Origin of the sequence: Streptomyces sp. L2 (genome assembly GCF_004124325.1) — a bacterium.
Lineage (GTDB): Bacteria > Actinomycetota > Actinomycetes > Streptomycetales > Streptomycetaceae > Streptomyces.
The window spans coordinates 7,683,979-7,698,185 of record NZ_QBDT01000001.1 but is presented as its reverse complement, the minus strand read 5'-3'; the positions used below and the strand labels follow the sequence as shown (position 1 = coordinate 7,698,185).

Genomic DNA, 14,207 nt, shown 5'->3' with positions numbered 1-14,207 from the left:
TCGGTGACGGGTGGGGGCAAGGAACACGCCTCCACCCGCTCCACCGTCGGCCCCGTCTTCACAGATACAGGAGGCTGGACCCGGCAGCCTGGCGCCCGTTCCTGCAGGAATCGACCACCGGGGGCAGGGCCCGTGCCGCACCCGGCGACCAGTGCCTCTCCGGCGCCCAGCGCGGTCTGACTGCTCCTCCGGGACTGGAGGCGACTTGAGGCCGCCCGCGGAAACCGCTCCGGACTCCACACCGCCATCACCCGCATCCAACAGATCAACCGGGACCTGGACTGCTCGCTCGAGACGGAAAGCCCACACCTCCTCAACCAACTCCTGGGCAGCACCAGCACGGCGGTGCACACGGATGGCCACCAGTCCTGGGGGGGTACTCCGCACACGGGCCTTCTCCCTCGACGGAAGCCTCCTGACAGCCGCCGGCAACGACGGGACATCCACCGATGGAGACTCCCCACCGGCAACACCTGACACCGGTAGCGTGTGCTGTTGATCATCGCACTCGGTGCTACCAACCTTTCGATCAGCGATGCGAAGAGCCTTCTGTGTCAGTGCGCTTGGAGGGCGATCTGCCAGGTAGCGGGGTCTGCCAGCGGGCTGGGCCACCAACCGCACCTGGCCCTCAGGGCCTTGCTGGGCGTCGAGTGGGTGGTGGACGATGGCCGATGCCCGCTACCTGGCTCAGAGCGACGCTGGAACCGAAGTGGGTCAGCCGCAGTCAGGCGTGATCGACCCGACGGGTCCGCCGGTCAACTCGTGGTCGCCGACGCCGTCGATCTCCTGTTCAGAACCGGCGAAGTGTGGCTTGTCGTTGAGACGCACGATGCAGCCGAAGGAGTCCGGGATCGGGTTGTGTGCCGAAAGCGGCGTGATCACCGGGTCGAGCGAGTCGACCTCCGGGAAGGTGAAGCCGGTCCTGGTGACCTTGGCGTCGAGCCTGTAGATGATCTGGCCGGTCTGACGGGGCCCGCTGAAGAGACAGAACTCGCCCTGGTGGCAGGTGTTCGTCGCCGCGGGAGCGTCAGCAGCGGAGGCGACGGGCGCGACGGTGGCGGCGAGCCCGATGAGGCCGGTGACAGTCAGGGTCGTCAGGCCAAGGCGTAATGAGCGGTGCGACACGATAACTCCGTGAGATTGAAACCAAGAGACGAACCGGCTCTCGCCAGCTCGGACCAGCCCGTTGGCTGGAACAGCGGGCGGAGACCGGAATGGAGGAAGTGCCCTGCGACGTGTCGTGAAGTGAGGTTCTTGATGCCTTCAGTCCCGCACGATGGACAGGGCGCGTCCGGGATGTGATCTTCTCACAGCATCGAGCGGCGGGTTGCCCCCAAGTCCTGGACAACGCACCTTTGCTTCCCGTCAGGCGGCTTGGACCGGCTCAGTGGCACTGTGACGATTGCCTCATGGCGGCGTGATGATTCAGGCAGCCGGTGCAGGGGCAGTACACATCGTCACGTACGTAGTCGTGCCGGCTCTTGGAACCGGGCACGCTGGGGAGCCGCCAGGTCTTGGTGTGGGCCGCGGGTACGAGGAGGCGTGCGGGTGCCGGGACCGTGGACCTCCTGGGGGTGCGAGGCGCGAGGAGATCATGGACGGTACCCGCTAACGCGTGTTGTGCCGAAGTCATCGATGATCACGATCTTGGCCGTCGGTGCGTAGTGGCGCCGCGCAGAGCCGGGCGAGCGGACGGCGCCGCCCTGGGACGGTTCGCCCGACAGTCGATCGCGCCGACGACCTCCTTGCGGTCCGCCGTCCACGACCAACGGCACATCCGCAGGCTGCGCAGCACATGCTGGGCGCGCGTCGGCGAAAGCTGCTCGGACCGATTGGCGCTCGGAGCCGCCAGTGGTAGCCCGCACTCCCTCAGCAGCGCCTGAGCTACCGGATGGGCCGGCACGCGCAGCGCAACGGTGCCGGTGCCCGCGTTGACCGCGTCCGCTACGCGGTCAACGCGTTCCACTACCAGCGACAAGGGTCCGGGCCAGAACCGGTCTGCCAGCGCCACTGCTGCATCCGGCCAGACACGAGCCAGCGAATGCGCCGATTCCGCGTCGATGACGTGCACGATGAGCGGATTCCAAACTGGGCGGTTCTTCAGCCGGTAGATCTCCGCGATCGCGCTGGGCGTGAACGCGTGGGCACCCAAGCCGTATAGGTTTCCGTCGGAAAGGCGCACGCCCCGCCAGCACGCGGCAGATTCGACGCCCGGCCAAGGCCGGCCGCGTCGGGACGCACCACCACGGCCTGATCATTCATGTGGGCCTCCCCACGGCTGACGGCGAACTCGCTCCACTCGCCACTCTGAATCGAAGGCGGCGGGCGCTGCGCTCCGGTTCTCACAGCGCATCAGGCAGAAGCCATGCTGTGGAGGGGATCGGCACGTGCAGGACAGGTCAGATAGCACAGGATTGTGCATTCGTGAAATATTGGACTGTTCTCGCGGAGACCTCATGGCTCGGTGACGCGGATGCGCACCGGGTCGTCCGATGCCCACAACCGTCCGGCGGTGCGCATTCCCGCGGTGGGCAGTGCGCACGAGTTTTGGCCGGCGGCTCAGGGGCGGTGCTCATCGGGGTGTCCACAACCGCCGGGTCTACTGGCCTACTGACGATGTGGCTGATGATCGACTGTTGTCAGGCATCGGAGTGAACCGGCCGGTAACTTCTTGTCGACGGAAGATCACCTTCACCGTCAGCTCACCTAGATCCATGGAAGATCCCCTGCGGATCCGACTGAAGACAAGGAACCACCCTTGGCCCGCCAACGACTGCCCCGATTCGGTCGTCCGACGCCCTGTGCCCTCGCGCTCACGGCCCTCCTCGCCGTGCTCCCCGCCGCCCCCGCGCACGCCGACCCAGCTAGCCCGCATCTTGACGCTATCGAGCAGACGTTACGTACCGTCTCGCCCGCCACCGAAGGGCGCGTATGGCAGCGTACGGAAGGCAACGCCCTGGACGCGCCGGGCGACGACCCGAGCGGCTGGCTGTTGCAGACTCCCGGCTGCTGGGACGACCCGGGGTGCGCCAGCCGTCCCGGCACCCAGCGACTTCTGGACAAAATGACTCAGAACATCTCCGCCGCCCGCGACACGGTGGACATCTCCTCGCTGGCTCCCTTGCCCAACGGCGCCTTCGAGGACGCCATCATCGCCGGACTCAAGGCCTCGGTGGCGGCCGGACACAGGCTGCGGGTACGGATCCTCGTCGGTGCCGCTCCCATCTACCACATCAATGTGATACCGGCGACCTACCGTGACGCCCTCTTGGCCAAGCTCGGCGACGCCGCCCACGGCATCACCCTCAACGTCGCATCCATGACGACCTCCAAGACCTCTTTCTCCTGGAACCACACCAAGCTCCTGGTGGTCGACGGGCGAAGCGTGATCACCGGCGGCATCAACGACTGGAAGGACGACTACATCGACACCTCTCACCCGGTGTGGGACGTCGATCTGGCGCTCACCGGACCCGCCGCCCGCACGGCTGGCCACTACCTGGACACGCTGTGGAGCTGGACCTGCCGGAACGCGGGCCACCCCGCCAAAGTCTGGCTCGCCGCCTCCTCCGGCGCACCCTGCATGTCCACCATGGAGCAGGACAGGGAGCAGGCAACGGGGCAGGACATGTCCGCTCCCGACCACCCCGGCGACATCCCCGTCATCGCCGTCGGCGGACTCGGCGTCGGCATCCGGGACTCTGACCCGTCGCCCTCGTCCCCGCCCGCCCTGCCCGCCGCTCCCGGCTCCGCCTGCGGCATCCACGCACACGACAACACCAACGCGGACCGCGGCTACGACAGCGTCAACCCCGAGGAGAGCGCGCTGCGCTCGCTGATCGGCAGCGCCCGCGAGCACATTGAGATCTCCCAGCAGGACCTGAACGGCACGTGTCCGCCGCTGCCGCGCTACGACATCCGGCTGTACGACACTCTGGCCGCCAAGCTCGCGGCCGGGGTCAAGGTCCGCATCGTGGTGAGTGATCCGGCGAACCGCGGTCTGATCGGCAGTGGCGGTTACTCGCAGATCAGGTCACTGTCCGAGATCAGCGACATTCTCCGTGACCGGCTCACACGGCTCACTGGTGACCGGGCCTCCGCGAACAGCGCCCTGTGCGCCAACCTGCAACTCGCTGAGTTCCGCAGCGCCGCGTCGGACAAGTGGCGGGACGGCCACCCGTACGCGCTCCACCACAAACTCGTCTCGGTCGACGACTCCGCGTTCTACATCGGCTCGAAGAATCTCTATCCGGCCTGGCTGCAGGACTTCGGCTACATCGTGGAGAGCCCGGCCGCCGCACGGCAGCTGAAGGCGAAGCTGCTCGACCCGGAATGGACCTACTCCCGGCAGACCGCCACGGTCGACTACGCACGGGGCATCTGCCCGCGTTAGGCACGGCGAACGCTGCGACTTTGAGCGTGGCTCGCGATGGCCGGGATGTGGTCTAAGGCTGCATGGGACCCGCACCGCCGCGAGGCGAGAGCGCAGGTCTGCGGGCTCCTACAGGGATGGCAGCGCCCTTCGCGCTGCCTCTCCCCTGAGCGACAAGTGGCAAATCACCGACGGGTATGCGACGTTGTTCCGGTGAGGCGACGTGTTGCCGGTGTATCCGTCAACCACGCTCGCTCAGGAACTCGTACAAGGATGTGCACCTATGTCCAGGGCATTGCATATCGTTCTGCGATTAGCCGTCGCATTTTTCCTCGGCTTCCTCTTACCATTGCAGGCCGCTGATGACGCCGCAGCCGCCGCGGGGACGTTCACCAACGGGACCCAGTTCATCAATACCGCCGGAGATGCGGTACATGGACATGGCGGCAGCATGATCAAAGTGGACGGGTACTATTACTGGTTCGGCGAAAACACTTTTCCCAACGGCCCGTTCGCATCCGTCCCGATCTACCGCTCCAGCGATCTGCGTACATGGGAATTCCGTAACAGTGCGCTGGTCCAGTCCTCGGCCCCCGAGCTGCAGAGAGCCGGGGTCTATCGGCCCAGGGTCATTTACAACGCCAGCACGCATCAGTATGTACTCTTCGTTCGCAAAGAGAACTATCCATCGCCCATGACCGAGAACAAGGTCGCAGTCGCCACATCGCCCACGGTGGACGGCACCTATACCTACCGGGGCAGCTTCCGCCCCATGGGGTACAAGTCCTTCGACATGACTGTCTTCCGGGACACCGACGGCCGTGCGTACCTGATCTCGACGACCAATGGCCAGAAGGACCAGACCATCTTCCGCCTGGCCCCCGACTATCTGAGTGTTGCCGCCCGGGTCACCACCCTGCACGGCGTGGCGCGGGAAGCGCAGTCGGTGTTCAAGCGCAACGGTGTCTACTTCATGGTGTCATCGGGCACCACCGGCTGGAATCCGAACCAGCAGAAATACACCACCGCGACCAGCATGGCCGGTCCCTGGAGCGGCCAGACCAATCTTGGCGACAGCATCGGCTACGGCTCGCAGGTCACCTCCATCGTCCCTGTCCAGGGCAGCCGCACGACCTCGTACCTCTACATGGGCGACCGGTGGGCGCAGCCCTGGCACGGTGTGCACAACGACTCGGAGTACGTCTGGCTGCCGCTGCGGTTTCCCACCAACAGGTCGCTGTGGATGCCCTATCACCCGCGGGTCTTCATCAACACCGACACCGGCGTGGTGAGCGGGGTCGGCTGGGGAAACCCCTACCAGGAGCTGCGGGCCCAGCACAGCGGCCAGTGCCTGACCGCGCTGTGGTCCTGGAACGACGGGGCCGGTGTGACGCAACGCCCCTGCGGCAACGCCCAGAACACCAACCAGCACTGGCAGCTCCTCCCCCTGGACGACGGCTATTACCGGATCATCGACCGGCACAATCACAAATGCCTCACGGTGCCGAATTCGGTCACCAACGACGGGGCGTGGCTGACCCAGCAGACCTGCGGCGTCGACTGGAACCAGCAGTGGCAATTCACCAGCATCGGCGGCGGTTCCTGGCGCATCACCGCCCGGCACAGCGGCAAGAGCCTGACCATCACCGCCGGCCCAAGAGCCGTCCAGTACTCCTGGAGAGGCACTGCCAACCAGAAGTGGCAACAAGTACGCGCACCTTACTGATCGCTCGAAGGCGTGTCCCAGGGCGGCGGAGCCCGATCAGAGGACCTGGCGGGCGGGCCGGGTTCTCTGACCGTGCAGCTCCGGATGGAGCGGGAATGCGGCCGTGCCCGACGTAGCCACACGGGTCCGGTTCACGCACAAGGTCGGGTTCACGATCTCCTGCGCGGCATGGTCCGCCGTGCGGCGGGAGAGGAGCCGGAGCCCACCGCGGCGATGATCGACTCGCAGTCCGCGAAGAGCGTGTTCAGCGCGGATGCCGGCACGGTGGGACTCGACGGCGACAAGAAGGTCAGGGGGCGCAAGAGGAACATCGTCGCCGACACGCTCGGCCTGCTCCTGGTGGTCCTAGGCACCGCCGCCATCATCCACGACGTCCACCCCGGCCACCAGGTGAACGAGATGGTGGCTCACCGCCGCCCCGCCGTCAGCAAGATGTGGGGCGATACCGCCTACCGCGGAGCCGCCGGTCATGCCTCCGTCAGGGACATCGGCTTAAAGACCACCACCAAGGGCCTCGGCGTGAAGGGCTTCCAGCCCTTTCGTCAGCGCTGGACGACCGAACGAACTCTGGGCCGGCTCGGCCGCTCCCGCCGCATCCGTCCGCGAATACGAGAGCACACCCCGCTCCCTTGAGCTTCCGAGGAACGGGCGCTACTTTGGTCGTGTGACTAATTTGGTCGGTCGTGCAACTTCGGGGCGTGGGCTGCGCCGCCGTGAGCAGTTGACGGATGCGGGCGTCGCGTTGCTGGCCGAGGGCGGCTGGCCCGCGGTGACCACGCGGGCGGTGGCCGAGCGGGCCGGGGCCCAGGTCGGGCTGATCCACTACCACTTCGGCGGCCTGGCCGGCCTGCACCAGGCCATCGCGCGGAAGGCCGGGGACGAGGTCATCACGCCGGTCCTCGACGCCCTGCTGGAGGCACCGGAGCCGCACGCCGCCCTGGAGACGCTCCGCGAGCTGGTACCGGCCACGACGGGCGAGGGCCGCACGCTGCGCCTGGCGGTGGAACTGATGGCGGGCGCCCTGCGCGACCCCGTGCTGGGCGACGTCCTGCGAGACGGGCTCCGTCAGGCGCGGGCGCGGATCGGTGAGCGACTCGCGGAGCTCTACCCGTCGTGGTCCGAGGCGAGGCGCACCGGCGCGGCCGTCGTCGTCACCGCGCTGCTGGACGGGATCGTGCTGCACCAGGTGCTGGACGCGTCGCTGCCCGTCGACGAGGCGTTGGCCGCGGTCGGCGAGCTGCTCGGCGGCCGTACGTGAGCACGAGTCCTGGCCCGTGGCGGCTACGGCATCCATCGTCCGACGACACGAAGGGCACGGGACAATGAGGGTTCTCGTCGCCGGTTCGACCGGCTATCTGGGACGACACGTCGTCCGGGAACTGAAGGACCGCGGACACCACGTGCGGGCGCTGGTCCGCGACCCCGGCCGGCTGGGGCCGGTCCGCGACGCCGTGGACGACGTGTTCACCGCCGATGCGACCGACCGGGCCGCGCTCTCGGGCTGCTGCGACGGCATGGACGCGGTCGTGAGCACCATCGGGCTGGTGGGGAAGAAGAGCGGGCAGAGCTGCTGGGACGTGGACTACGGCGCCAACCGGAATCTTTTGGAGGAGGCCGAGCGGGCCGGGGTCGGCGCGTTCGTCTACTCCTCCGTCGTGCACGCGCCCGCTCTGGAGAAGCTGCAACTCGTGCGTGCCAAGCGGGCGTTCGAGCAGGAGCTGCGTAATTCCGGTGTGGCGCACACGATCCTGTTCCCGAACGGGTTCTTCTCCGACTTCGACGAGTACCTCGACATGGCGCGCAAGGGCCGCGTCTTCGTGTTCGGTGACGGCGGCTTCCGTATCAATCCCGTCGACGGCGCGGATGTCGCCGCGGCGGCGGCCGACGCCCTCACCGGCGACAGCGGTGAGGTCGAGGTCGGCGGCCCTGATGTGCTCACGCACGAGCAGATCGCCCAGGAGGCCTTCCGGGCCCTGGGCACGGCCCCGCGTATCACCCACGTTCCGGCTGGGCTCCTCACGGCGGGGCTGGCCCTGTTGCGTCTGCTGACACCCTCCCGCGTCCACGCGGTCGTCGAGTTCCCGCTCACCGTGCTCACCCACGACGTGGTCTCCCCGGCCACCGGGCGGCACCGCCTCGCCGACTACTACCGGCAGGCGGTGGGCAGCGATTCCGCCGGTGGCACGGCCTCCCGGGACACCGTCGCGCCCCGCACTGAGTGATGGCCGGTTGTCAGCCCTCCTTGCCGGGCGATCAGCCCGGCGGCCCGAACTCGTACCCGGCGACCGCGCGGCCGTACCGCGGAAGTCGCAGGAGCCCCGCGGCTACCGCGCTGGTCTGTACGGAAGATCAACCCTTTGTGGGACGCAGCTCGTGTGGGCGGATCGTATGTTCTGGGGGCACAAAGGGTCGGCGATGACGCGAACAGCGCGGTCCGCGCCGCAATCGGCCTGCCCCATCCGCCAACGGAGGAATCACCAGCATGAACGTGCACAAGCGAGCCGTCGTCGTCCTCTCCACGGCGGCGCTCGGCGTCGGCGGCGTTCTTGGAACGCCCGCCACAGCGGCTCCCGCCTCGACCATGGCCGTCACCGGTACGGCCATCACCTCGCCCACCGCGTCGGCGTCCGCCAGGTGGTTCACCCTGTACCACGGTTCCAAAAAGGGAGACTGGAACACACCCAGCGTCAAGTCCCGGTCCAAGGTCTTGCAGGTCGCCTTCCGTTGCTGGAACGGCGGTGACGGAACCAAGGTCCGGATCGCGATCTTGCAACGCATCAATGGGCATTACCAGGAGGTCCATGGGTCCAGGAAATGGCTCTGCAATGGAAAGACGATTCACACCCGAATGAACAATGCCAAGGTAGGCGGCACGTACACCGCGGATGTGGGTGTCTTCGGCAAGAAGCACACTACCGAGGTGTGGGTCCAGAACTACGGTTGATCAACTGGAGCGGGTCCGGCCGCCGCGGGTAGGGCCCGGCGGCGGCCGGGCGTTCGGGGCGGGTCAGTGCTCGCGGTAGGTGGCGTGGTCGAAGTCGGCGTAGGCGCCGTCGGCGGCGATGTCCTGGACCCAGAGGCCGAGGAAGGTGCCGGTGAAGGCGGGGCTGGCGGCGCGGCCTTCGGGGGGCTGCTTCTCGCCGGCGTACTCGTCGGACAGGATCGTCGCGTCCAGCGGCGCCCCGAGCGCCGCCCACTGCCCTCCTGGCGGGCGGTGGTGGAAGACGACGTACGGCAGGCCGAGGGTCACCCGCAGTTCGACGGGCCCGGTGTCCGGCAGTGGGACCGTGGCGCCCTCCACCCGGTTGCCGTCGTCGCACGTGAGGACCGACAGCACTCTTCTGCCGCCGTCGTCGCGGCTGATGTAGGCGTAGTGCCAGTTGCGGGTGTCGTAGTACGCGGTGAGACCGGCGAGTTGCTGGGTGCCGGCGGCGTCGAAGTCGACCGGTGCTTCCAGGGAGCAGTGGAAGGAGCCGGCGCGGCGGGCGACCAGGCTGGGGGTGCGCAGGCCGCGCGGTGACTGGCCGCCGTGGACGCGCAGGTGGGAGGGGCGGGCGGTGAGGTCGGCCCAGTCCGGTGTGGCCGGGCGGCGCAGGGTGGCCCAGTGCGGGCCGAGCCGGTCGCCGTCGAAGTCGTCGCGGGCGGGCTCCTCGGGAAACGGGTGCGCGGGCAGCCGGGGCGCGGGTGTCCGGTCGGCGGGGATGCCGCCCGCCACCCGGGGCCAGCCGTCCTCGGACCACTCCACGCGCTGGAGGGCGGTCTCCCTGCCGAGGACGCACCGGCCGCGCGGGGTGTCGGGGCGGCCGGTGAGGTGGGCCAGGTACCACTCGCCGGTCCGGGTGCGGACCAGGCTGCCGTGTCCCGCCTTCTGCAGGGTGAGTTCGGGGCGGTGGCGCGAGGTGAGGGTGGGCCCGTGGGGGTCGGATTCGTAGGGGCCGAGCAGGGTGGGCGAGCGGGCGACGGTGACTTGGTGGTCCCAGGAGGTGCCGCCCTCCGCGGTCATCAGGTAGTAGAAGCCGTGGCGGCGGTACAGGTGGGGGCCCTCGGTGACGCCCGCGCCGGTGCCGTGGAACAGCATGTGGACCTCGCCGGTGAGCCGGCCGGCGGCGCAGTCCCAGCGCTGGGCCTGGATGCCGGCGAAGGGGTCGCGGCGCGGGCGCCAGTCCCCGGTCAGCGACAGCATCCAGCAGACGCCGTCCTCGTCGTGGAAGAGGGAGGGGTCGAAGCCGCGGGCGTGCACGGGCACCGGGTCGGACCAGGGGCCGGAGGCGGTGGGGGCGGTGGTGACGTAGTTCTGGGCGTCCCACCAGCCGCCGTGGTGGTTGTCCACGCGGGTGAAGACCAGGTGGAACAGGCCGTGCGCGTACGACAGGCAGGGCGCCCACACGCCGCCGGAGTCCGGGACGCCGGACAGGTCCAGCAGCCGGCGCTCGTCCAGTGCTCCGGGCAGCGGGCGCCAGTGGACCAGGTCGCGTGAGTGGTGGACGCGCACACCGGGGTGCCATTCGAAGGTGGAGGTGGCGAGGTAGTAGTCGTCGCCGACGCGCAGGATCGACGGGTCGGGGTGGAAGCCGGGCAGGACGGGGTTGGTGATCGTCCCGGACCGGTTTGCCGGGGGTACTGAGGAGGCGGTGGCGGCCGTGGTGGCTTCGGTGGTCATGGGTGCCCTTCCGACTTTCCGGGTGCGGGGGTTACTTGCCGAAGCCGGCGGTCAGTCCGCTGAGCAGGTGGCGGCGGCCGACGAGGTAGGCGGCGAGCAGCGGCAGCAGGGACAGGACGACGGCGGCCATGGTGGCGGGGACGTCGATGCCACCCTGCTGGCCCTGGTAGTTCCACAGGCCCAGGGTCACGGTGCGGTGGGCCTCGCTCTGGGTGAGGACCAGCGGGAAGATGAAGCCGTTCCAGGCGCCGAGGGCGGTGTAGATGCCGACGGTGACCAGGCCGGGCCGGGTCAGGGGCAGCACCAGGGAGCGCAGGACCTGGGTGGCGTTCGCGCCGTCCACGGTCATCGCCTCGTACAGCTCGCCGGGGATGTCCCGCATGGTGGAGGTGAGCACGAGGATCGCCATCGGCAGCGAGAACGCGGCCGTCGGCAGGACGATCGCGGTGAGCGTGTCGTAGGCGTGCAGCCGGGTGATCAGCAGGTAGACCGGCACGATCGTGGCCTGCGCGGGGATCGCCAGGCCCATCAGCATCACCGAGAAGCCGGCCGTGACGAACCGGCTGCGGCTGCGGACGATGGCGTACGCCGCCGGCAGCGCCAGGGCGAGCACCAACGCGACGGTGGCCGCCGTGACCAGGACGCTGTTCCACAGGTAGTCGGCGAAGCCGGAGTCCAGGACCGTGCGGTAGTTGGACAGCACCACGTGGTGCGGGACGGACAGGGGCCCCGCGTCCAGGTAGTCGCTCTTCTCGCGCAGGCTGGACGCCAGCACGTAGTACAGGGGCACTGCCACGATCACCAGCCAGGCGGCGGCTCCGAGGCCGCCCAGCCAGTCGGGGCGGCGGCAGGGGCGCCGGTGCGGGCGGCCGGGGCGGCGGACGAGGCCGGGGCGCGGCCGGGGTGCCGCCGCGCGTGGGCCGCCTCGGGAGCCGGTCCCGGCGGTCCGGCCGGTGGTGGCGAGGGTCTTGGCGCTCATCACAGTCCTTCCCGCCGGCTGGTCATGCGCCGGAAGCCGGTGACGCGGACGACCAGCAGGGACAGGGTGGTGCCGGCGACGAGCAGGAGTACGGCGAGGACGCCGGCGTAGCCCATGTCGAAACTGCTGAAGCCGGTCAGGTACATGTGCAGGGGCAGGATGCGGGTGGAGGTTCCGGGGCCGCCGTTGGTGAGGATCAGCACGATGTCGAAGTAGGTGAGGGAGCCGACCAGCATGAGCACCGAGGAGGTGACGACGGTGTGGCGCAGCTGGGGCAGGGTGACGGAGAGGAACTGCCTCCACCGTCCGGCGCCGTCGATGGTGGCGGCCTCGTAGAGCTGGGCGGGCACCTGGCGGGCGGCGGCCTGGTAGAGCAGGGTGTGGAACGGCACGAACTGCCAGGTGACGACGGCGGTGACGGTCCACAGCGCCAGGTGGGGGTCGCCGATGAAGTTGCCGTCGTCGACGCCGAGCCAGGGGCCGATGGCGTGGGCGAGACCGAAGTTGGGGTCCAGCAGCGCGGCGAACAGCAGCGCGACCGCGGCGCTGGACATCAGCAGGGGGACGAAGAAGAGAGTGCTCAGGACGGCCCGGGCGCGCTGGTGGCCGGCGCACCAGACGCCCAGCGGCAGGCAGATCAGGGTCTGCACGGCCCAGTTCACCACCGTCAGGAGCAGGGACAGGCGCAGGGACTGGCCGAGGTCCGGATCGTGCAGCAGGCGTGTCCAGTTGGCCGTACCGGCCCAGTGCGGGCTGCCCAGGCCGTTCCACCGGCAGAAGCTGAGCACGACGACGAGGGCCATGGGGACAACGGCGAACAGGGCGAAGTAGAGGAGGGCGGGGACGGCCCAGAGGGCTCCGGGCCGTCCGTCGCTCCGCCGGAGCGCGGTGTTCACTCGGCGTCCATGGCGGAGACGAACTGCTGGGGGGAAGCCTGCTTGTTGAAGACCTTCTGCAGTTCGGTGAGCAGCTTCTGCGCGGTGGCGGGGGCCAGTGCCTGGTCCCAGGACTGGGTGAAGTTCGGGGCGTGCTCGACCAGACCGTAGACGAAGGTGGTGTAGTCGGCGTTCGGTCCGGACTTCAGCTGGTCCTCGATGCCGGCGATGGCCGGGACCTGGCCGATGTCGATCAGGTTCTTGACGTACGACGGCTCGGTGACGGTCTTGGTGATGAAGTCGACGGCCGCGGCCCTGTTCTTCGACTTGGCGGTGACGGAGAAGAAGTTGCAGGGGTTGCCGACGATGTTCTTCGCGTCGCCCTTGCCGTTCGGGACGGTGGGGAACGTGGTCCAGCCGAGCTTGCCCTTCTTGACGAAGTCGGGGGCGGTGGCGAGCTGGCCGGCGTACTCCCACGAGCCCATCAGCTCCATGCCGGCCCTGCCCTTCGACAGCAGGGCGTCCGCGCCGCCCGAGTCCTGGCCGACGGAGCCGTAGTTGGTGCCGAAGGCGCCGCGGTCGACCAGGTCGCGGATCATGGTGAGGGCGGTGGTCACCGCCGGGTCCTGCCAGGCGCCGGGCTTGCCGGCCTGGATGCCGACGAAGACCTGCGGGCCGCCCACCCGGTCCAGCAGGTATTCGAGCCACATCAGCTCGGTCCACGCCTGCGAGCCGGCGAGCGCGATCGGCGTGATGTGCCGGGCCTTCATCCTGTCGATGTCGTGGAGCAGGTCCGGCCAGGTGGCGGGGGGCTGGGTGATGCCGGCCTTGGCGAAGACGTCCTTGTTGTAGAAGAGGGCGACCGGCTGGACGCCCTCCATCGGCACGCCGTAGGTCTTGCCGTCGATGGTGCCCCCGGCCATGACGCTGGGCAGGAACTCGTTCTTGAAGGACGCGTCGAGGTCGGTGCCGAGATCGGCGACGTTGCCGGACTTGACGTAGGTCGTCAGGTTGCCGCCGCCCCAGTTGAGGAAGACGTCCGGGGCGTTGGGCGAGCCGAGCGCGGTCTGCAGTTTCTGCTTGTAGGGGTCGTTGACGAAGAACTGGATCGCCGCCTTGGTGTCCCCGGAGGAGGCGTTGAAGGTGCTGACGGTCTTCCGCTGCACCGGGTTCAGCGCGGTGTCCTGCAAGGCCCACACCGTCACCTTGCCGGAGCCGCCGCCGCTGGCGCCGGGGCCGCTGCTGCCGCAGGCGGTCGCGGTGGCAGCCAGGGCGGTCGCGGTCGCCAGGGCGGTGGTGAATCTGAGGGTCAGGGCACGGTTCATCGTGGAACACGCTCCTCCGGGAGCCGAAAATCACGGCTCCGATTGACCGAAAGTTTCGATAGTTTCTGGTTGAGGAACGTAAGGTTTAACCTCATCGACGTCAACGCGGCGACAGGTAACGGTGCGGTCACGGGCGCTGGACCGGGCGGGGCCCCGGGGGCCGGCCTGGCGAAGCCCTGGAAACCGGGGCGAGAGGGGCCCTTGGAAACCGGGCGAGAGGGGCCGTGAGACCCGGGCGAAAGGGACCGGAAACAGAAAGCGCTCCGGCGG

General features: G+C 68.8%; 12 protein-coding genes. 6 read left to right on the top strand and 6 right to left on the bottom strand.

All coding sequences use genetic code 11. From position 1 onward, the window contains the following. Positions 1-714: 714 nt before the first annotated feature. Both DBP14_RS34525 and DBP14_RS34520 read right to left on the bottom strand, forming a co-directional pair. Positions 715-1,125: a peptidase inhibitor family I36 protein gene (locus DBP14_RS34525; protein ID WP_129311543.1), complete on the bottom strand. Its 411-nt coding sequence runs from the start codon at positions 1,123-1,125 to the stop codon at positions 715-717. A gap of 514 nt (positions 1,126-1,639) precedes the next feature. Then, positions 1,640-2,152 (bottom strand): L-threonylcarbamoyladenylate synthase, encoded by a 513-nt coding sequence (locus DBP14_RS34520; RefSeq protein ID WP_206739405.1) that lies wholly within the window; start codon positions 2,150-2,152, stop codon positions 1,640-1,642. 912 nt (positions 2,153-3,064) lie between these two features. On the opposite strand from DBP14_RS34520, the gene DBP14_RS34515 reads away from it, so the two are divergent. The 6 genes from DBP14_RS34515 to DBP14_RS34490 all read left to right on the top strand — a co-directional run bounded on the left by DBP14_RS34515 (position 3,065) and on the right by DBP14_RS34490 (position 9,042). Further along, on the top strand, positions 3,065-4,393 hold the full coding sequence (locus DBP14_RS34515) for a phospholipase D-like domain-containing protein (RefSeq protein WP_241741130.1): 1,329 nt from the start codon (positions 3,065-3,067) through the stop codon (positions 4,391-4,393). Between the two features lie 262 nt (positions 4,394-4,655). After that, positions 4,656-6,098, top strand: coding sequence for a family 43 glycosylhydrolase (locus tag DBP14_RS34510; RefSeq protein ID WP_129311542.1), 1,443 nt, complete (start codon positions 4,656-4,658; stop codon positions 6,096-6,098). Positions 6,099-6,266: 168 nt separating this feature from the next. Further along, positions 6,267-6,731, top strand: coding sequence for a transposase (locus DBP14_RS34505; protein WP_129311541.1), 465 nt, complete (start codon positions 6,267-6,269; stop codon positions 6,729-6,731). 88 nt (positions 6,732-6,819) lie between these two features. Beyond that, positions 6,820-7,356 (top strand): TetR/AcrR family transcriptional regulator, encoded by a 537-nt coding sequence (locus DBP14_RS34500; RefSeq protein WP_241741128.1) that lies wholly within the window; start codon positions 6,820-6,822, stop codon positions 7,354-7,356. Positions 7,357-7,420: 64 nt separating this feature from the next. After that, complete coding sequence (locus DBP14_RS34495) at positions 7,421-8,320, top strand: SDR family oxidoreductase (protein WP_129311539.1); 900 nt, start codon at positions 7,421-7,423, stop codon at positions 8,318-8,320. A 260-nt stretch (positions 8,321-8,580) separates the two neighbouring features. Continuing rightward, entirely contained in the window at positions 8,581-9,042 is a 462-nt protein-coding gene (locus DBP14_RS34490; protein ID WP_129311538.1) for a hypothetical protein, read from the top strand. Between the two features lie 63 nt (positions 9,043-9,105). Here DBP14_RS34490 and DBP14_RS34485 read toward each other — a convergent pair whose 3' ends face one another. From DBP14_RS34485 to DBP14_RS34470, 4 genes are read right to left on the bottom strand one after another with little or no spacing between them, the layout of a single operon-like run. After that, positions 9,106-10,758 carry a glycoside hydrolase family 43 protein gene (locus DBP14_RS34485; protein WP_129311537.1) on the bottom strand — a complete coding sequence of 551 codons (1,653 nt, stop codon included), beginning with the start codon at positions 10,756-10,758 and terminating at the stop codon, positions 9,106-9,108. Between the two features lie 31 nt (positions 10,759-10,789). Beyond that, positions 10,790-11,737: a carbohydrate ABC transporter permease gene (locus tag DBP14_RS34480; RefSeq protein WP_129311536.1), complete on the bottom strand. Its 948-nt coding sequence runs from the start codon at positions 11,735-11,737 to the stop codon at positions 10,790-10,792. Next, positions 11,737-12,633 (bottom strand): sugar ABC transporter permease, encoded by an 897-nt coding sequence (locus DBP14_RS34475; RefSeq protein WP_241741126.1) that lies wholly within the window; start codon positions 12,631-12,633, stop codon positions 11,737-11,739. Before DBP14_RS34475 ends, DBP14_RS34480 begins: the two co-directional genes overlap by 1 nt. Next, positions 12,630-13,937, bottom strand: coding sequence for an extracellular solute-binding protein (locus DBP14_RS34470; protein WP_129311535.1), 1,308 nt, complete (start codon positions 13,935-13,937; stop codon positions 12,630-12,632). Before DBP14_RS34470 ends, DBP14_RS34475 begins: the two co-directional genes overlap by 4 nt. Positions 13,938-14,207: the final 270 nt, after the last annotated feature.

Coding starts and splice junctions, on each gene's coding strand:
- DBP14_RS34515 (WP_241741130.1), top strand. CDS start 3,065: ATGACTCAGAACATCTCCGCCGCCCGCGACACGGTGGACATCTCCTCG.
- DBP14_RS34510 (WP_129311542.1), top strand. CDS start 4,656: ATGTCCAGGGCATTGCATATCGTTCTGCGATTAGCCGTCGCATTTTTC.
- DBP14_RS34505 (WP_129311541.1), top strand. CDS start 6,267: ATGGTCCGCCGTGCGGCGGGAGAGGAGCCGGAGCCCACCGCGGCGATG.
- DBP14_RS34495 (WP_129311539.1), top strand. CDS start 7,421: ATGAGGGTTCTCGTCGCCGGTTCGACCGGCTATCTGGGACGACACGTC.
- DBP14_RS34490 (WP_129311538.1), top strand. CDS start 8,581: ATGAACGTGCACAAGCGAGCCGTCGTCGTCCTCTCCACGGCGGCGCTC.
- DBP14_RS34485 (WP_129311537.1), bottom strand. CDS start 10,758: ATGACCACCGAAGCCACCACGGCCGCCACCGCCTCCTCAGTACCCCCG.
- DBP14_RS34480 (WP_129311536.1), bottom strand. CDS start 11,737: ATGAGCGCCAAGACCCTCGCCACCACCGGCCGGACCGCCGGGACCGGC.
- DBP14_RS34470 (WP_129311535.1), bottom strand. CDS start 13,937: ATGAACCGTGCCCTGACCCTCAGATTCACCACCGCCCTGGCGACCGCG.